An 18,158-nucleotide genomic window follows, 5' to 3' on the forward strand; every position below is an offset into this window, starting at 1 on the left:
CGCGACACGGGCCGTCGCGCGGCCGCCGCCCTCGGTCGGTACGCCCGGGCGGTACGCGAATCGGTTGAAGAATCGGTCCGTCTACCGATGCGCGCTCCCCGGCGGGCCGTCAGGATGATCCACAGCCGGACGGGGAGGGCCGTCTCGCGGGGGCTCCGGTCTCTTCGGGGACGGGAGGAGCGAGCGCGGCCCCCCGCGGTTCCGCGGCGGCGCCGCCCCGTCCGCCGGCGTTCCCGTGCGGTTCGCCGGCCCGGCGGCCCGGCGTGCGCCCCCGCGAGAGGACGGGCAGCGCACCGGGCCCGGCGGGATCGGTTCCGGCCGGGGGCGCGTGCTGCGGGACTTCACCGCGGCGCTCCAGGCCGAACGCCCCGGCTCGTGGGGCACGGACTGGACGGTCCGGCTGAGGCTGGCGCGCAATCCGGAGTACCGCTACGAAGTCCTCCTCGCCATGGGCGTCCACACCCCCGGAGCCGACGCGGTCACCGTGGGGGCCGCTGACCCCGGATCACCGGTAGCGTCGGGGCATGCGGCTTCACGTGGGGTGCGCGATGTGGACTCACGCGCGATGGCAGGGACGGTTCGTCCCGCCGTCGCTGCCTCCGGGCGAGCGCCTGCGGGCCTACGCGAGCTGGTGCGACGCGGTGGAGGGCAACACCACCTTCTACGCGACGCCCGCGCGGGACACCGTGGAGTCGTGGGCGGAGCAGACCGGCCCCGGCTTCCGCTTCGTGCTCAAGCTGCCGAAGACGATCACGCACGAGCGGCGGCTCGCCGGGGGCGGGGAGGATCTGCGGGCGTTCCTGCACGCGATCGAGCCGCTCCAGTCGCGGGCGCACGCCCTGTGGGTGCAGCTCCCCGGATCCTTCGGCCCCGGCGACCTCGGGACGCTGGCGGCGTTCCTGCGCGGGCTCCCCGCGGCGTACAGGTACGCCGTCGAAGTCCGTCACCGCGCGTTCTTCGAGGACGCGGGGTCCGTGCGCGACCTTGAGCGGCTCCTGTCCCGCGCGGGGGCCGAGTGGGTCCCGTTCGACACGACCGCCTTCTTCCAGAGCCGCCCGACCAGCGACGCCGAGCGGGACGCCTGGACGAAGAAGCCGCGGGTGCCGCGCAGGTCGGCGGCGCTCACGGACCGGCCGATCGTCCGCTACCTCGGCAGGGACGACACCGAGCGCACCGTCGAGGGCTGGCGGTTCTGGGTCGGCCGCGTCGCGGAATGGCTGGCCGAGGGGCGCTCGCCGACCGTGTTCGTCCACACGCCGGACAACGCCGACGCGCCCGAGCTCGCCCGGCGCTTCCACGACGAGGTGAGGGCCCGCGTGCCCGGCCTGGAGCCGCTGCCCGAGCCCGTCCCGGCGGAGCCGCCGACGCTGTTCTGACGGGTCAGCCGGGCTCCAGCATGGCCCGGGTCGCCTCCTCGACGATGTCGCCTGTCGGCCATGCACGGCCTGGTCCCCCCGCACCCGGGGCCGCTCGTCGCGATCGACAACCTCAAGGCCGACCTCGGCCTCGCGCTCGCCCTCGGCATCGCCGTCGCGCTCCCCACCATCGCGCTGTCCGGCCCGGTGTTCGCCCGGTTCGCGTCCCGCTGGGTGGACGTCCCGGCGCCGGATCTCTACGTCACCGGCGCGGACCGACGCGGCACCGAGGACCACGCGGCCGACGACGCCGAGCCGCGGCGCCGCCCCTCCTTCCCCGTCACCCTGTGCACCGTGCTCCTCCCGGTCGTGCTGATGCTGGGCAAGGCCGTCGCCGACATCGCCCTGGACGAGGGCGGCCGGGTCCGCACCGCCCTGGACAACCTCGGCACCCTGCTGGTGGCGCTGATCATCGCGGTCGTCGTCGCCATGTTCGCCTTCGGCCGCGGCTCCGGCATGGACCGGGAGGCGATCGCCTCCTCGCTGGCCGGGTCGCTGCCGCCCATCGCCGGCCCGCTGCTGATCGTGGCCGCCGGCGACGGCTTCAAGCAGACGCTCGTCGACACCGGGATCGGCGACCTGGTCGCCGACTGGGTCAAGGACAGCGACCCTTCGGTGCTGTTCCTGGCGTGGCTGGTCGCCGTCCTCATCCGGCTCGCCACCGGATCGGCGACCGCCGCCACGGTCACCGCCGCCGGGATCCTCGCCGCCGCTCGCCGGGACGCTCGACAGCGGGGAGACCTCGCTGCTCGTCCTCGCGATCGGGGCCGGCTCGCTGTTCTTCTCCCACGTCAACGACGCGGGATTCTGGCTGGTCAAGGAGTACTTCGGCCTCAGCGTCGGGCAGAACATCAGAACATGGTCCTTGATGGAGACCGCCATCTCGGTGTGCGGCCTCGTGTTCGTCCTTCTGCTGAATCTGGTGGTGTAGCCATGACCTATCCCGACGCCCGCTACTTCGGGGACGGCGGCGAGAGCAGCGCGGCGCTCCGTCCCGCCGGGGAGGCGCCCGACCTGCTCATCGGCGCGGCCGACAGCGACCGCGTCCACCGCGGGACGCGCGTGCACTACCTCGGCACCGGCGGCTCGACGAACGGCGCGTTCGGCCTCTACCGCTGGGAGATGGGGCCGAAGCCCTCAGGTCCGATGCCGCACTTCCACCGGACGATCACCGAGTCGTTCTACATCCTGTCCGGGACGGTCCGGCTGCACGACGGGACGGACTGGAAGGACACCTCGGCCGGCGACTTCCTCTTCGTCCCCGAAGGCGGCGTGCACGGGTTCCGCAACGAGTCGGGCGAGCCGGCGGCGATGCTCTTGCTCTTCACGCCGGGCGCTCCCCGCGAGGCCTACTTCGAGGAGCTCGCCGAGATCGCCGCCACGGGGCGGCGGCTCGGCGACGAGGAATGGACGGAGCTGTACCGGCGCCACGACCAGTACATGGTGTGACGGCCCGCGGTCCGGGCGGCGACCGGCCGCCCGGACGCCGCGCCCGCCGCGCGGCTACCCGCCGATGAAGCCCTTGGACTTCAGCCACGTCTCGGCGACCTCCTCGGGCTGCTTGCCCTTGATGTCGACCTCGCCGTTCAGCTCCTGCAGAACCGCGTCGGTGAGCGCCGCGGCGATCGGGTTCGCGATCTTCTCGACCGCGGGATCGTCCCGGTAGACGGACTCCCGGACGGTGAGGGCCGGGTTGTAGACGGGGAAGAACCTCTTGTCGTCGGGGACCGGCGTCAGGCCGAGCGCCTTGATGCGCCCGTCGGTGGTGGCGACCTCGCCGAAGGCGCACGGCTTCCCCTTACCGACGGCGTCGTAGATGGCGCCCTCCGCCAGCGTCGCCACGTCCGACTTCGGCAGGCTGAACCCGTAGGCCTTCTGCAGGCCGGGCCACCCGTCGCTGCGTCCGGCGAACTCGCTCGCCACGCACGTGGACGCCTTCGACGGGTCGCTCTTCGCCAGCCGCGCGTAGCCCGACAGGTCCGCGATGCCCAGCTGCCGCAGTGTCGTCGTCTTCACCGCGAGGGCATAGGTGTTGTTGGCAGGCGCGGCGGCCAGCCACTTCACCTTGTTCTTCGCGAGGTCCTGCTCAGCGACGGCCGCGTACTGCCGGGCCGGGTCGCCGATCGGCTCCGTCTGCTTGAGGTAGTTGACCCACGCGGTGCCCGTGTACTCCCAGTACATGTCGATGCTGCCGGACGTCAGCGCGGCCCGCGTGGTGTTGCTGCCCTGGAGCCCGCACTTCTCCTTCACGGTCGCGCCCGCCGACCGCAGCGCGAGCGCGGTGACCTGGCAGAGGACGAGCTGCTCCGTGAACTCCTTGGACCCGACGGTGAGGGTGACGCCCTTCAGCGAGTTGCCCTCGGCCAGACTCCCGGCCTTGGCGTCGGTGCCGGTGGAACTGAAGCATCCGGCGGTCAGGGCCACCGCGGCGAGGGACGCGGCGACGGGGAGCTTGCGCATGGTGACTCTCCTCGGGTTCAGAGGCCTCGGGGGCGCAGGACGGACTCGACGATGCCGATCAGCCAGTCGGCGGCCATCGCGAGCACGGCGGTCAGGACGCTCCCCGTGAGCAGGATCGGGGTCCGGTTGAGGGAGATGCCGGTGTTGATGAGGTCGCCGAGCCCGCCCGCGTTGGTGAACGCGGCCAGCGTCGCGCTGCCCACGTTGAGGATCACCGCGACCCGGACGCTCGCGAGGATCACCGGGACGGCGAGGGGCAGCTCGACGCGGAACAGGACCGCCGCCCTGGACAGCCCGATGCCGCGCCCCGCCTCGATGAGCGTCCGGTCGACGCCCTGGAGGCCGACCATCGTGTTGCGCAGCACCGGCAGCGCGGACACGAGGATGAGCGCTATCACCGCCTTCTGGAAGCCGATGCCGACCGTGACGGCGAGCAGGACCAGCACCCCGATCGACGGGACGGCCTGCCCCACGTTGGCGAGCGCGAGGAACGGCGCCGCCAGCCGGTTCAGCCGCGGCCGGGTCAGCAGCACGCCGAGCGGGATCGCGACCGCGAGGACCAGCGCCGTGGACACCGCGACAAGCCTGACGTGCTGGAGGAACTGGTGGGTGATCTCGGACCGGTTGAGGGAGCGGCGCTCGATCGCGTCGAGGTCCAGGCCGCGCACGTACAGGTAGAGCGCCGCCGACACCGCGACGAGGAAGACGGGGGTGGCGAGGAGCCCGGTGAGGGAGCGCCCCGCGGTCTCGTCGCCGGGCCTCGTCCGCTCCGGCACCGCCGTGACGGTCACGGCCTCGGCTCCGGGGTCCGCCGGACGATCGCCGACCACGAGACCGCGCCCGCCGGGCGTCCGTCCCCGTCCAGGACGGTGGCGGTCTCCGTCCCCGCGCGGAGCATCGCGTCGAGGGCCTCGTAGAGGGACTGGTCCGCGCGGACGGTCGCGCCCGGTGCGCCCTCCGCGGCGGGCAGCAGCGCGATCGAGCCGACCTCGACCAGCCGCAGCCGCCGCATCGCGGCGCCCGCCCCGACGAACTCCGCGACGAACGCGTCGGCCGGCTCGGCGAGGATCGCCGCGGGCGTGTCGTACTGCACGAGCCTCGCCCCCTCCCCGAGGATCGCGATCCGGTCGCCGAGCTTGAGCGCCTCGGTGAGGTCGTGGGTGACCAGCACGATCGTCTTGCGGATGCGGGCCTGGAGTTCCAGGAACGCGTCCTGCAGCCGCTCCCGCGTGATGGGGTCGAGCGCGCCGAACGGCTCGTCCATCAGCATCGCGGGCGGGTCGGCGGCGAGGGCGCGGGCGACCCCGACGCGCTGCTGCTGCCCTCCCGACAGCTCCTTCGGGTACCGGCCCCGGTACGCGCCGGGGTCGAGGCCGACCATGTCGAGCAGCTCGTCGACGCGGGCGCGGACCCGCCCGCCGTCCCAGCCGAGCGTCCGCGGGATGAGCCCGACGTTCGCGGCGATCGTCATGTGCGGGAACAGCCCGACCTGCTGGATCACGTAGCCGATGCGGCGGCGCAGCCGGTCGGGGTCGACCCGGGTGACGTCCTCCCCGTCGAGCAGGATGCGGCCCGAGGTCGGTTCGATCAGCCGGTTGACCAGGCGCAGCGTGGTCGTCTTGCCGCAGCCGGACGGGCCCAGCAGCACGACGATCTCCCCGTCACGGACGCTGAGCGTGAGGTCGCCCACGGCCGGCGCGTCCTGCCCCGGATACCGCTTCGTGACGCCCTCCAGCCGGATCATCTCCCGTCCGGGCGGGGCGTCCCGCGCGGTCTCGGTCGCGGCGGATTCGGTCATCGCAGCCCCCTGGAGGTGGTGAGCCGGGACAGCAGGGCGAACAGCGCGTCCAGGACGAGCGCCAGGACGGCGACGCCGAGCGTTCCGGCGAGGGTGTCGTTCAGCGCGTTGGCGCCGCCGATGCGCGACAGCCCCCCGAAGATCAGCTCGCCGAGCCCCGGCCCGGCCACGGCGGCGGCGATCGCCGCGATCGCCACCGTCATGATCGTGGCGACCCGGACGCCGGTGAGCACGACCGGCCAGGCCAGCGGCAGCCTGACCCGCAGCATCCGGCTCAGCGGACTCATCCCCATCCCCCGCGCCGCCTCCTCCACCGCGCTCGGCACGCCGTCCAGACCGGTGATGGTGTTGCGCAGGATCGGGAACACCGCGTACAGCGCCAGCGCGGTGACGGTCGGGGCCAGGCCCAGCCCGAACAGCGGGATGAGCAGCCCGAACAGGGCGAGCGAGGGGACGGTCAGCATGGTGCCGGTGACGGCGAGGGCCAGCCCCCTCGCCCTCGGCCGCCCCTCGACCGCGGCGCCGAGCCCGATCCCGACCACGGCCGCGATCCCGACGGCGATCAGGACGACCTCGGCGTGCTCGCCCATCATCCGGGCGATCGTGGGCCAGCGTTCGGAGAGGTACTCGGAGAAGCTCATCACCGCCTCCCGTCGCCGCACGCGGCGGCGGGAGCCCGGGCAAGGACGGTGGCGTTCGCGTCTCCCATACCTCAGAGGCTGCCTACGGATGATCAGTCTGGCAATAACAAATCAGTAAGTCCGAACGCCCCACCACTCCCGAACCCACCCATCAACGGCCCCTACCCCGCGCAGCAACCCCCACGGGTGACGCCCACTCAGGAGGACCCCGAAACGCCCCCGACCGCACGGGCCGCAAGCAAGCAGGCACCGCCTAACGCCGCAGCACACCCCGCACCGGGGCGGGCCAGCGGCGCATGCCGTCGTCGTGGAGGAGGTAGGCGCCGAGGCAGACAGTGAGGAAGCCGACGGCAGACCTCTTCCGGGCGATCCGTGACTGGGCAGGCGGCGCGAACCGTCCGACACTGATGACGCACGGCCGAAAGGAGCCTTGAGGTGCCCTACGCCTACGATCCGGACCTCCTCCCGTGGATCGCGCGGGTCCCGCGCCTCTCGATCGCCGACATCGAGCAGACCCGCCGGGGCGAGAAGGACATGTTCGCCGACATGCCGAAATACGTCCCTCCCGCTCCGGTCGAGACCCGCGACCTCACCGTCCCCGGCCCGCGGAACGCACCCGACGTCCCCCTCCGCCTCTATGCACCGGCGAACCGGATGGGCGTCCTCCCTGGACTCGTCTACATTCATGCGGGCGGATTCGTCCTGGGCAGCATCGACCTGTCCTCTGACGACGCGACCGCCATCGCTGTTGAGGTCGGCGCTGTGGTGGTGTCCGTCGAGTACCGGCTCGCTCCCGAGCACCCCTTCCCGGCCGGGCTGGAGGACTGCTACGCCGCCCTCACCTGGACGGCGGCGAACGCCTCCGACCTCGGCATCGACCCGGGCCGGCTGGCGGTGGGCGGAGAGAGCGCGGGCGGCGGACTGTCCGCGGCCGTGGCCCTGCTGGCCCGCGACCGGGGCGGCCCTCCGCTGTGCTTCCAGCTCCTCGGCGTCCCGGAGCTGGACGACCGGCTCGACACCCCGTCCATGCGCGCCTTCACCGACACACCGATCTGGCATCGTCCCAACGCCGAACTGAGCTGGGACTACTACCTGGGCGAGGGCGTCCGCGGCACCGACGGCGTCTCCCCGTACGCGGCCCCCGCCCGCGCCGAGGACCTCTCCGGGCTACCGCCCGCCTACATCACGACCTGCGAGTTCGACCCCCTCCGCGACGAGGGCCTGACCTACGCGCAACGCCTGATCCAGGCGGGCGTCCCGACCGAACTGCACCACTACCCCGGCACCTTCCACGGCTCCACGATGATCAAAGACGCCCCCATAAACAAGACGCATGACCACCAACCGCACAACCGCCCTGCACCACGCCCTACACCCCACCCCCTAGACCACCCACCAACCCCCGCACAACCACCCAACACGAGCACGCGACAGACGCCCCCACGAACCACTGGCGCTTCCACACCAATACATCAGCCATCGCCAACCAATGCAGACGTCATTGATGCCCTTCCGCCGCCCCACCTTCAGGATGCCTCCCCCAGCCTTCGGGAAGCCGCCCCCACCCTTCGGGATGCCGCCTCCAGCCTCGGGTGCCGCCCTCCGGCACACCCCACATAGGCGTCCGCAGAACGCTCTCGCCCACAACCACCGCCATCTGACCTTCCGCAGAGCGGAAGAACTTCCCTCTCCCCCACTCCCAACCCGCAAGGATCCGAATCAAACAATCAGCGGCAGCCACCCCAGGTCGATCGACGCAGCGCGAACGTCCTGAACACCCCTTCATCCCTACGAAGCGTTTACTGCCGCCAATAGGCACAGCTCCGCCATTGAGCCCCGGGGTGGACGCGGCCCCCGCTTCCTAGGGCCGCGCCCATCCCCGGTCCGACCGATGCCTGCCAACGCCACCACCAACCCACGCCGCTACCGCAGTCCACGACCCCAGCCGCAACAAAGCCAGGCCCCAGGCAGAGCCAAAACCACGCTGGACCGAACCCACACCACAGGCACGTCCCCAAGCAACGTCCCAAGCCACCTCAACGCCCAAAGCCACCCGAACTTCCATGAACATCCGGACGTCCGTGGGCACCAGGACCTTTGCGGGGGTCGTCGAGACAGTGGTGGCCTCCTGGACGTCTTCGATACCTCGGCACCGCGGGCACAGCATCGCCTGGCACAACCCACGGCCAACACCAACTGTTGCTGGCCGCCCAGCCAGGGCGGCGGTGCCCCCGAGGGGCATGATTCAGCACGCGCCCTAGGGAGGAGCGGGGTCGTCTTGCTTCCCGTGGCGTCGTGTCGGTGCAACTGACTTCTGAGCATGGCTTCGCGCTTCCCCCCCCCGGTCCACTGCCTGGTCATCAACGCTTGTGAAACGACTACGCCCACCGCGTTCTGAACGGCCGCGTTCTGAACGGCCGCGTTCTGAACGGCCGCGTTCTGAACGGCCGCGTTCTGAACGGCCGCGTTCTGAACGGCCGCGTTCTGAACGGCCGCGTTCTCCACGGCCGCGTTCTCCACGGCCGCGTTCTGGAGGGCCGACCCGTTCAGCAGTTCTCTACCGCTCGGACGGCGACATCATTGTTGACGCGTTCCCAGTGCCTCCTCGTGCGGTACTGCATCTCTGACGCTGGCAGGAGGACCGCGAAGAGTCGGTCGCAACTGGGCCCCCGGCTGCTGAACGATCTGACCAGACCACCCGATCCAGCCCCTACCGGGCTTCCGCTGACGCGGGGGTTGGACACGGTCGATCCGTTCTTTTCGGGTTTGTGTGCCGCAGGTGGTGGTGGCGGCGTGTGCGGTGCCGGTGCTGGTGCGGGCTGGTGGCGGCGGATTGGGCGTCGGCGCTGGTGGTGACGGTGACGGTTCCGCTGGTGCCGGTGTTCGGTGCGCCGGTGGGAGCCTCGGTGTCGATCACGCCGATGCCACCGGTGTGCAGCCAGGCCCTGCTCGGATGCTTGGGAGGCCGACGTCCGTCGCATCCTCGCTCCTCGCGCTTCCTCTTGGCGCCTGCTGCTTGCTCCTGGTGGTCCTCCTCCTCGATGCTCGGTGTTGGGTGCTGGCGCGCCGGCCTCGGTCATCCGCCATGTGCCGTGGAGCGGGCTTGTGAACTCCGACGGCAACGGGTCTTGTGTGCTGCGACCTCTGAGCCCCCTACCGAATAGCTGTCCCGCGACCATGTCGCTTACAGAAAAGGAACAAGTGATGAGCGACTTTGAGCCCTTGGCTCGGATACGAGAGATCTGCATGTCGCTGCCAGAAGTGACGGAGAAGCCCTTCGGCGGTCACACCGCCCCCTCCTTCCGTGTTCGCGACAAACTTTTCGTCATGACTTCCGAGGACGGCCTGTATCTGACGTTCAAGGCTGGGCCCGGCGTGCAGGAAGCCCTCGTTGCGGAGGCACCCGAACGTTTCTTCGTCCCGAAGTACGTGGGCGCCAAGGGCTGGATCGGCGCGCGACTCGACGTCGACCATGACTGGGAAGAGATGGCCGAACTGGTCGAGGACAGTTACCGACTCATAGCTCCCAAGCGTCTGGCCAAGCTTCTCGACAGCGAGTAGTTCCTCCTCCAGTCGACATGCGACTCCTGCCGGTCAGTGTGGTCGGCGTTCTAGGTGTTTGAGGTGGGCGGCTATGTGGTCCATCGTGGCGTTGTCGGGTTGCCAGCCGCGTTGGAGTAGCGCCGTAAGGAGAGCGCCCAGGTAAGGAGCGGGGCGAGTCAGGAAGCTCTTGGTGACGGGGATGACGGCCCAGCCCATCTCCTTGGCGAGCCAGTCTCGGCGGCGTGTGTCGTGGGTCCTGGCCTCGCGGCCGGTGTGGTGGCGTTCGCCGTCGTATTCGAGGCCGACGCGGAATTCGCGGTAGCCGAGGTCGATGTAGAGCCAGTGACCTTGCGCGCCCCGCACGGGGATCTGGGTCTCGGGTTGCGGGAAGCCTGCGTGCACGGCGGCGGCACGAATCCAGCTTTCGCCGTGGGAGGCCGCGCCACGGTCACCGAGCCGGAGGATCTGGCGCAGCCGTTTGTTGCCGCGGTACCCCCGCAGCGTCCGGGCCATCTCGGTGAGATCCTCGACGTCCACGTCTCGCCGCAGGAACTGGTCCAGGGCCGCGACCGCTTCGTAGCGAGGGAGCCAGCGGGCGCAGTCCAGCGCGGTGCGGGCAAGGCTTGTGAGGCGCACATCGGATTCCTCCACTACATGTTCGGACGGCAGTTCGACATTGTCGGCGCTGATTTGGAATGCGCTTGATGGGGGTTCGGGAGTGATGAGCTCGACGTCCCAGTCGAGTTCGTTCACTCCCGGAGGTAATACGTCCAGGCCCCATACCCACGCGGCCGTGCGCCGTGCGACGACGCATTCCTGGGGAAGGATGCCGCTCAATGCCTCGGCGCGCGCGGAGAGGCCGGTCCCGTTGACGGGGACGAAGTAGGAGTCGGGTCGGATAGGGATGATCGAGTCGGCGGCCGTTCGCTTCCAGGTAAGGGTGAATCCGTCCATGGGATCGATGATGCCTGGCCGGGCGGGCCCGTGAAGGCGACCGCAAGAATGTGGATAACTTTGAGTTATCCCAGGTCAGAGCTTTGGTCGCGAAGATCACGGCCCGGCGGTTCCTCATCTGGGAGCGATGGAGCCGGGGTTGCGGAGACCGCCTTCGTCGCCCAGGCGGCAATGCGGTTGATCAAATCAGGAGTGGCCGCAACCTCGGCGTGCCCGAAGCCCGGTTCTATCCACAGTTCTTTCGGATCGGACGCCGCCTCGTACAGCTGGTGGCCGTGTTCGACGGGGAAGAACGAATCCGCGGCTCCGTGGACGACCAGCAGCGGCACCGGCGCGATCCGTCCGACGACCTCGTGTGGTGCCTCCGGGACCGGATCCCAGCCCTTGGGCGCGATTCGTGTGCCGCGCGCCAAGCGGGCCGCCAGTCGCCCTGCGCGTCGTTCGATCACCCAATGCACACGCCGCATCGGCACCGTTCCGCGGTAGTACCAGCGTGCGGGAGCGCTGACCGAGACCACCGCGTCCACTCCGCCGTGCAACGCCGCGTACCTGACGACGATGGCGCCGCCCATGGAGAAGCCCGTCAGGATGATCCGTTCGTATCCCCGACGGCGTGCCGCCGCGACCGCCGCTTCGATGTCGAGCACCTCTCGGTCGCCGACCGTGGAGTGTCCGCCGGACCGGCCGTGGCCACGGAAGTCGAGCCCGATCACGCCGCCGTGCCGGCCGAGGGCCTCGGCGATCCGGCGGAGCGCGGGCTGGCGCCACGAGCAGGTGAAGCCGTGGGCCAGGATGAAGCAGACCTCACCGTCGAAAGCCGCGTGACCTGCGTCGATTCGGACACCGTCGGCGGTGTAGAGGGTGAGCGGTTCGGGAATCACCACGCCTCAATGGTCGCGCATCCGCAGCGACGCCTCGAAAAATTTCCGTCCCGCCCGTCGGAGAAGCGGCCCGCCGAGCGATGGAGGGGTATGAACCACCCGGGAAAGCTGGAGCCCGACCCGGGGCCGGCCCTGCTCGATCTCTACGACACGGCCTTGCCCGAGGTCTACGGCTACCTGCTGCCCCGGTGCGGGCGGCGAGCTCTGGCCGAGGACCTCACGGCCGAGACCTTCCTGGCCGCCGTGGAGGCACTGCGCAAGGAGCCGCCCCCGGCGCTGTCGGTCGCGTGGCTCGTCGGCGTGGCGCGCCACAAACTGGCCGACCACTGGCGGCGGGCGGAGCGGGAGCAACGCGGTCTCCAGGCCCTGAACGGGGGCGTCCTGGATGCCGCCGAGGACCCGTGGGACGAACGCCTGGATGCGCTCGTCGCCCGAGAGGTCCTCAGCAGGCTGGCGCCTCACCACAGGGCTGCTCTGACGCTGCGCTACCTCGACGGGCTGCCGGTCCCGCAGGTCGCCGAGCATCTGGGCCGCACCCTTCACGCCACCGAGGCGCTTCTGACACGGGCTCGCAAGGCCTTTCGGCACGCCTACACCGATCACTGTCCACCAGGGAAACGGGTCTCCGGACACCGCGACGGAAAGGAGGGCCACGATGACTGATCCGCTGGAGGCTCTCCGTGCACCGGTCGTCCCCATCGACCCCGACCCCGACTTCGCAGCGCGCCTGCGTGAACGCCTTCAGCGCGCGCTGCTGCAACCGACGGGAGACACCATGACGACGGACACCATCCACGACAAGCGGCACGGCGACATCGGGTACGCCTCGGTCTGGGTTCCCGACGTAGAGCGCGCCGTCGCCTTCTATGGCGCCGTCCTCGGCTGGCACGCGGATTCGGGGGCCACCGGGGCTGTTCGCCACATCGAGGGACTGCCCGAACAGCACATCGGGCTCTCCGGCGGGCAGGAGCAGCGCACCGTCTACCTGGCTTTCGCGGTCGAGGACGTCCACGAGGCCGTCCGGCAGGTCCGTGACGCCGGGGGCGACGCCCAAGACCCGACCGACGAGCCGTACGGTCTCAGCGCCATGTGCACGGACGACCAGGGCCTGCGCTTCTCGGTCTACCAGCCTCCGGAAGTGGTCAGCCAGGTCGAGGCCAGGCTCGCGGAAGCGGCCGGGCTCACCGCTCGTCACGGCGAGATCTCCTACCTCACCATCGGCGTCCCCGACATCGCCCGCGCACGCTCCTTCTACGGCGAGGTGCTGAACTGGGAGTTCAGACCTGGTCATACGCCGGGCGGCTGGAGCGTCCACCTCCACGGAACGGAGGTCCGCCCGATGACCGGTATGTACGGTGGCGCCGACCGTCCCGTGGTCGTCCCCATGTACACCGTCGACGACATCGGTGCCGCCGTCACCCGCGTCCGCGAGGCCGGCGGCACCGCGACGGCTCCGGCCCGACAGCCCTACGGCGTCACCGCCGAATGCACCGACGACCAAGGGAGCCGCTTTTACCTCGGCCAGCACTGACATTCCCTACCAAACCCGATCCGCTCCTTCTCCAACCACGTTCACGAGGACGCCGCGAACGTCAAGACCCTCACTACCGACGCCCCCAATCCGTCTCTCGCCCGGCGCGAGTCCCGGGCCTCAGGGACCCCATGGCCGTCCATAGGGAAATGACGGGTTAGGTATGTGTCCGCCGAAGTGGGCTGAAAGGACACGCTGCCGGGTAGAAGTCGAACGTGTCTGATGGGCTGGTTGGTCGACGAGCTTCGGCGTCGGATTGGCTGGTATGGACAGCGAAGACCGCCCGCATCGGGTGAAGGCCGGCCGTACGCGGCGGGCCGGGGAGCGCAGAGCGGCAACGCGGCTGCCGGACGGCTCCGAAGCGCCTCTGGCGGCTCCGGAGCGCAGGCGCGAGGCTGAGGAGTACGCGCGGCAAGCGATGGTCTCATCGGCGCGAGCCCACGACCGAGCCGCGTCGCTGCTGGAGGAGATGGCCAACGTCCATCCCGAAGAGGCCGAGCTCCATCTCCAGTCAGCCGCGCGCCACCGCCGATGGGCCGACAACGACCGGCGACTGGCTCAACAACACGCACCCCAAAACAGCGAACCCCACACCACCTGACCCCAGCCTCCCCCGCCCAGCCGGCCAGCACATCCATGGGTCACGTCCAGCGGAGTGGTGTATGAGTCGGCCTCCGCGTGATCCTGTTTCTACAGGTTAAGCGGTGAGTTCCTGGTTGTCGATCTTGGGGTCGGGTGTGGTTCCGTCGATGACGCGCAGGCGGGCTTTGGCCAGGAACTCCAGGCCCATGTAGCGGCGGGCCTCGGTCCATTCGTCGGTCTGCTCCATCAGAACCGCGCCGACCAGGCGGACGATCGCGGCCCGGTCGGGGAAGATCCCGACCACGTCGGTGCGCCGACGAATCTCCTTGTTCAGCCGCTCCTGGGGATTGTTCGACCAGATCTGCCGCCAGATCTGCCGAGGGAACGCGGTGAAGGCCAGCAGATCGGGTTCGGCCTGGTCCAGGTGCTCGGCGGCATCGGGGTGCTTGGCCTCCAGCGAGGCGACCACGCGGGCGTGCTGGGCGTGGACCTCTTCGGAGGCGGGCTGGTCGAAGATGGTCCGCACCAGCGTCGCCACCCACGGCTGCGCCGACTTGGGGACCCTGGTCAGCAGATTGCGCAGGTAATGCGTCCGGCACCGCTGCCAGCCCGCGCCGGGCAAGGTGGAGCCGATCGCCTCGACCAGGCCGGCGTGGGCATCGGAGATCACCAACTGCACGCCGGTCAGGCCGCGGGCGACCAGCCCGCGCAGGAACGCCAGCCACCCGGCGCCGTCCTCTGCCGAGGTGACCTCGACGCCGAGGATCTCGCGGTGCCCGTCGGCGTTGACACCGGTGGCCACCAGCACGTGCACGTTCACGATCCGGCCGCCCTCGCGCACCTTCTGGGTCAGGGCGTCCACCCACACGAACGCATACGGGCCGCCCTCCAAAGGCCGGTTGCGGAACGCGGCCACCTGGGCGTCCAGCACCTTCGACATCTGCGACACCTGGCTCTTGGAGATGCCCTTGATGCCCATCTGCTCGACCAGCTTGTCCACGCGCCGCGTGCTGACGCCCAGCAGATAGGAGGTGGCGACCACGCTGACCAGGGCCTGCTCGGCGCGGCGACGCCGCTCCAGCAGCCACTCGGGGAAGTAGGACCCGCTGCGCAGCTTCGGGATCGCCAACTCCACGGTGCCGGCGCGAGTGTCCCATTCCCGGACCCGGTAGCCGTTGCGGCGGTTGACCCGCCCGTCCGAACGGGCCCCGTAGTCGGCCCCGCAGACCACGTCGGCCTCCGCCGACATGAGCGCCTCGGCCATCGTCTTGACCATCGACCGCAGCAGATCCGGCTCACACGCCCCGATCTGCTCGGCAATCCACTCGCCAGGGTCCACACTGTTGTCCGCGGCCATCGCGTTGTCTCCTTCTTCTTGATCATCCATCTCGAAGGATCTACGCGGTGGCCGTCTCACGTCACGACGCCACGCTCTTCACCTGCGGAAACTCGTACACCACCTCCGTGGACGCAACCCATCCATGCCATCGGTGGCCCGACATCGAGGACAACACCAGGAAGCGGCAGCACGCCCCGGGAACGATGTGGGTCGCGTGAATGAAAGGTGCCGCCGCCCGAAGACGATGAACTGCATCGTCCCGCCGTCGCTGGTCTTCAGGGGTATCGCTGCTAGTTGTGAATGTCGCCTCCGCCCGCCGCCAAGCAGGCGGCGGGCGGCAACGCCCCGGCCGGGGCGTTCTCGGCGACCGCCCGCCACCCTCAAAAAAAAGCCCAAGCCGACAGTCGCCATCCACGCTGGACGCGACCACGCAGGCGGCAGGGTACGACCGGCACGCTCCGACGATCCACCGGTATCTCGCTCGGCGGTGATCTGGCCGACGATCTGATGGCCGAGACGTTTCTGCAGGCGGGTGAACGAGCACGCCACCGACGCCGCCGGCCGTCTCGCCGTCTCAGGACTCCGACGGCGGCCGGCTGGAGTTGATGTTCGACCGCTCCACCTACCGCTTCCTGGGCAGCCGCTGCCTCGACCGGACGCCCCGCCCCCGCGGCGGGGACTGGACCGGCACGGCCGAGAGCGGCGCCGGAGAGGTGAAGACCACCGTCCTCCAGGTCGAGGTCGCCGACCGCCTTCCCGCCCGGTCCTGATCCGCGGCAGGCCCGCCGTCGCCACCGGGCTCGCGTCCGGTGGCGACGGCGAGGTCCCAGCCGTGCAGGACGCACCCGCCGAGCACGATGTCCTTGTTGTGCAGCTCCACGAAGACCGAGACCTGCGATGCCGGGCATGCCGGGTGTTCGCCTTGTGGCGGTCGGGGCGGGGCGCTTAGGTAGGGATGGTCATGTAAGGAGCTGGTTATCTCTCTGGGAGGTCCTTGTGCGGGTCGGGGTTCTGCTCAACGAGCGCGGCGGGGTCGAGGCGCTGGGGAAGCTGGCCGACGACGTGCGGCGCGCGGCGGACGACGGGTTCTCCTCCGCGTGGATGTCGCAGATCTTCGGGGTGGACGCGCTGACCGCGCTGGCCGTGGCGGGCGGCGGGGTGTCCGGGATCGAGCTCGGGACGGCGGTGGTGCCGACCTATCCGCGGCATCCGGCCGTGCTGGCGCAGCAGGCGAGGACGACCTCACTGGCGCTGGGGGGACGGTTCACGCTCGGCGTCGGGCTGTCCCACAAGATCGTCATCGAGGACATGTACGGGTACGACTTCGGCAGGCCGCTGCGGCACATGGACGAGTACCTGTCGGTGCTGGCGCCGCTGCTCGCCGGGGAGAACGCCTCGTTCACGGGAGAGACGTTGCGGGGCGCCATCGGGCTGACCGTGCCGAACGAGGGGCGGGTGCCGCTGCTGCTGGCGGCGCTCGGCCCGAAGATGCTGAAGCTGGCGGCGGAGCGCGCGGACGGGACGGTGCTGTGGATGACCGGTCCGGTCACCGTCCGCGAGCACATCGTGCCGACCATCGCGGCCGCGGCCGAGGCGGCCGGACGGGACGCGCCGCGCGTCGTGTGCGTCCTGCCCGTGTGCGTCACCGGTGACGTGGAGCGCGCGCGGGAGCAGGCCGGGGAGACGTTCGAGGTGTACGGGATGCTGCCGTCCTACCGGGCGATGATGGACCGGGAGGGCGTGGAGGGGCCGAAGGACCTGGCTCTCGTCGGGGACGAGGACGCGGTCGCGGCGAAGCTGGAGGAGCTGTCCAAGGCGGGTGTCACCGATTTCGTCGCGGCCGAGTACGTGCCGGGCGACCGGCGCACCCGGGAGTTCCTGAAGACGGTCACGGCGAGATGAGCTCGTAGAGGTTGCCGCTGGCGTCGGAGAAGTAGAGGCCGCGGCCGCCGAGCGGGTGGTCGTCGTCGACGCGGCCGTTGTCGGCGTGGGCGGGGTCGTCCCCGTAGGGGATCTCGCGGGCGTCGAGGCGGTCCACGACCGTGTCGAAGGTGACGGCGTCCACGTCGAAGGCCAGGTGGTGGCCCTGCGGGTAGGCGACGGTCATGAAGTCGAGGGTGAGGCCCTCGTTCACGCGGATCGGGACGAAGTGCCGAGCGTGCGGGTGCGGGCCGGTGTACTCCAGGCCCATGACGGCGGCGAAGAAGCGGGCGGCCTCGTCGTTGTCGGCGGCGGTCACGATCGCGTGGTTCAGGGTGATCGTCATGAGGCGGTTCCTTCCTTGAGCGCGCCGTGCAGGAAGACGTCCAGGTACTCCTCGACGGAGGGGAGCTGCGCGTCGGGACCGGCGGCGGGCCGGGCGCGGCTGAACACGAAGCCCATGAACAGGCCCGCGATCTGCTCGACGGGCAGGCGCAGCCGGTCCCGTTCGGGGTCGAACAGCTCGGCGAGCGCGTCGCGGGTGCGGGTCATGGCGGCGCCGCGGTCGGGGCCGGGCTCGCCGGCGCCGGGCTCGCGGCGCTCGCGCCGGCCCGTGGCGTGCAGGGCGCCGATCACCAGGCCCATGCGGGCGAGGTAGGCGTCGATCGCGGCGGCGGCCTCGGCGAGCCGCGCGGGCAGCGGCTGGTCGAGCGGGATCGCGCCGATCTCGGCGAGGACGTGGTCGGTCCGCAGCGCCTCGGCGACGCAGGCGTCCAGCAGCTCGTCCTTGTCGGCGAACACGCGGAAGATCGTCGCCTCGCCGATGCCGGCGGCGCGGGCGATCTGCGCGGTGGTGACGGCCGTGCCGTGCTCGGCGACGAGCGGCAGCGCGGTCCGAATGATCATCTCGCGGCGCTGCTCGGGGCTCATTCCCGGGGCGCGCCGGCGGGTCTTCTCCTCCATGCCCGCCACGGTACGGAGTGAGCACTCACTCCGTCAAGGGCGAAGTGAGTGCTCACTCCGCTCAATCCGACAGATCAGCATTCGGTGGCTGATACCGTTGCGATGCTGCGCGCCAGGAGCGAAGTCCGGTG

At 70.5% G+C, this 18,158-nt stretch carries 18 protein-coding genes; 9 read left to right on the forward strand and 9 right to left on the reverse strand.

The window, feature by feature from the left end:
* Positions 1–524 precede the first annotated feature (524 nt).
* Together ACQEU6_RS13135 and ACQEU6_RS13140 are read left to right on the forward strand one after the other, a co-directional pair.
* A complete protein-coding gene (locus ACQEU6_RS13135; RefSeq protein ID WP_499331802.1) occupies positions 525–1,376 on the forward strand; it encodes a DUF72 domain-containing protein in 852 nt (283 codons plus the stop codon).
* A gap of 60 nt (positions 1,377–1,436) precedes the next feature.
* Positions 1,437–2,864, forward strand: coding sequence for a GntT/GntP/DsdX family permease (locus tag ACQEU6_RS13140; RefSeq protein WP_499331803.1), 1,428 nt, complete (start codon positions 1,437–1,439; stop codon positions 2,862–2,864).
* 54 nt (positions 2,865–2,918) lie between these two features.
* On the opposite strand, the gene ACQEU6_RS13145 is transcribed toward ACQEU6_RS13140, so the two are convergent.
* Genes ACQEU6_RS13145 through ACQEU6_RS13160 form a run of 4 tightly spaced genes read right to left on the reverse strand, consistent with a single transcriptional unit; the run spans position 2,919 to position 6,314 of the window.
* Complete coding sequence (locus ACQEU6_RS13145) at positions 2,919–3,875, reverse strand: glycine betaine ABC transporter substrate-binding protein (protein WP_499331805.1); 957 nt, start codon at positions 3,873–3,875, stop codon at positions 2,919–2,921.
* A 17-nt stretch (positions 3,876–3,892) separates the two neighbouring features.
* Positions 3,893–4,666 carry an ABC transporter permease gene (locus ACQEU6_RS13150; RefSeq protein WP_499331806.1) on the reverse strand — a complete coding sequence of 258 codons (774 nt, stop codon included), beginning with the start codon at positions 4,664–4,666 and terminating at the stop codon, positions 3,893–3,895.
* Positions 4,663–5,673, reverse strand: coding sequence for an ABC transporter ATP-binding protein (locus tag ACQEU6_RS13155; protein WP_499331808.1), 1,011 nt, complete (start codon positions 5,671–5,673; stop codon positions 4,663–4,665). The genes ACQEU6_RS13150 and ACQEU6_RS13155 overlap by 4 nt, the downstream gene beginning before the upstream one ends.
* Entirely contained in the window at positions 5,670–6,314 is a 645-nt protein-coding gene (locus ACQEU6_RS13160) for an ABC transporter permease (protein WP_499331809.1), read from the reverse strand. The genes ACQEU6_RS13155 and ACQEU6_RS13160 overlap by 4 nt, the downstream gene beginning before the upstream one ends.
* Positions 6,315–6,749: 435 nt before the next feature.
* Between ACQEU6_RS13160 and ACQEU6_RS13165 the strand changes: the two genes are divergently transcribed.
* Together ACQEU6_RS13165 and ACQEU6_RS13170 are read left to right on the forward strand one after the other, a co-directional pair.
* Positions 6,750–7,934 (forward strand): alpha/beta hydrolase, encoded by a 1,185-nt coding sequence (locus ACQEU6_RS13165; RefSeq protein ID WP_499331811.1) that lies wholly within the window; start codon positions 6,750–6,752, stop codon positions 7,932–7,934.
* Between the two features lie 1,584 nt (positions 7,935–9,518).
* A complete protein-coding gene (locus ACQEU6_RS13170) occupies positions 9,519–9,875 on the forward strand; it encodes an MmcQ/YjbR family DNA-binding protein (RefSeq protein ID WP_499331812.1) in 357 nt (118 codons plus the stop codon).
* Between the two features lie 33 nt (positions 9,876–9,908).
* Here ACQEU6_RS13170 and ACQEU6_RS13175 read toward each other — a convergent pair whose 3' ends face one another.
* On the reverse strand, positions 9,909–10,811 hold the full coding sequence (locus ACQEU6_RS13175; protein ID WP_499331814.1) for a type IV toxin-antitoxin system AbiEi family antitoxin: 903 nt from the start codon (positions 10,809–10,811) through the stop codon (positions 9,909–9,911).
* A 65-nt stretch (positions 10,812–10,876) separates the two neighbouring features.
* Positions 10,877–11,695 (reverse strand): alpha/beta hydrolase, encoded by an 819-nt coding sequence (locus ACQEU6_RS13180; RefSeq protein ID WP_499331816.1) that lies wholly within the window; start codon positions 11,693–11,695, stop codon positions 10,877–10,879.
* Positions 11,696–11,782: 87 nt separating this feature from the next.
* On the opposite strand from ACQEU6_RS13180, the gene ACQEU6_RS13185 reads away from it, so the two are divergent.
* The 3 genes from ACQEU6_RS13185 (at position 11,783) to ACQEU6_RS13195 (ending at position 13,824) form a co-directional block, all read left to right on the forward strand.
* Positions 11,783–12,355 (forward strand): RNA polymerase sigma factor, encoded by a 573-nt coding sequence (locus ACQEU6_RS13185; RefSeq protein ID WP_499331818.1) that lies wholly within the window; start codon positions 11,783–11,785, stop codon positions 12,353–12,355.
* A complete protein-coding gene (locus tag ACQEU6_RS13190; protein ID WP_499331819.1) occupies positions 12,348–13,223 on the forward strand; it encodes a VOC family protein in 876 nt (291 codons plus the stop codon). The genes ACQEU6_RS13185 and ACQEU6_RS13190 overlap by 8 nt, the downstream gene beginning before the upstream one ends.
* A gap of 265 nt (positions 13,224–13,488) precedes the next feature.
* Entirely contained in the window at positions 13,489–13,824 is a 336-nt protein-coding gene (locus ACQEU6_RS13195; RefSeq protein ID WP_499331820.1) for a hypothetical protein, read from the forward strand.
* A gap of 96 nt (positions 13,825–13,920) precedes the next feature.
* Here the strand turns inward: ACQEU6_RS13195 and ACQEU6_RS13200 are convergent, their stop codons facing one another.
* Positions 13,921–15,162 carry an IS256 family transposase gene (locus tag ACQEU6_RS13200; RefSeq protein WP_499331822.1) on the reverse strand — a complete coding sequence of 414 codons (1,242 nt, stop codon included), beginning with the start codon at positions 15,160–15,162 and terminating at the stop codon, positions 13,921–13,923.
* A gap of 587 nt (positions 15,163–15,749) precedes the next feature.
* Here ACQEU6_RS13200 and ACQEU6_RS13205 point away from each other — a divergent pair.
* Positions 15,750–15,914, forward strand: a complete 165-nt coding sequence (locus ACQEU6_RS13205) for a hypothetical protein (protein WP_499331823.1) — start codon at positions 15,750–15,752, stop codon at positions 15,912–15,914.
* A gap of 226 nt (positions 15,915–16,140) precedes the next feature.
* A complete protein-coding gene (locus tag ACQEU6_RS13210; protein ID WP_499331824.1) occupies positions 16,141–17,046 on the forward strand; it encodes an LLM class F420-dependent oxidoreductase in 906 nt (301 codons plus the stop codon).
* Here the strand turns inward: ACQEU6_RS13210 and ACQEU6_RS13215 are convergent.
* A complete protein-coding gene (locus tag ACQEU6_RS13215; protein WP_499331826.1) occupies positions 17,033–17,410 on the reverse strand; it encodes a VOC family protein in 378 nt (125 codons plus the stop codon). The genes ACQEU6_RS13210 and ACQEU6_RS13215 overlap by 14 nt on opposite strands.
* Entirely contained in the window at positions 17,407–18,027 is a 621-nt protein-coding gene (locus ACQEU6_RS13220; protein ID WP_499331828.1) for a TetR/AcrR family transcriptional regulator, read from the reverse strand. The genes ACQEU6_RS13215 and ACQEU6_RS13220 overlap by 4 nt, the downstream gene beginning before the upstream one ends.
* Positions 18,028–18,158: the final 131 nt, after the last annotated feature.

It is taken from the genome of Spirillospora sp. CA-108201 (assembly GCF_050936235.1).
In the GTDB taxonomy this organism is placed as follows: Bacteria; Actinomycetota; Actinomycetes; order Streptosporangiales; family Streptosporangiaceae; genus Spirillospora.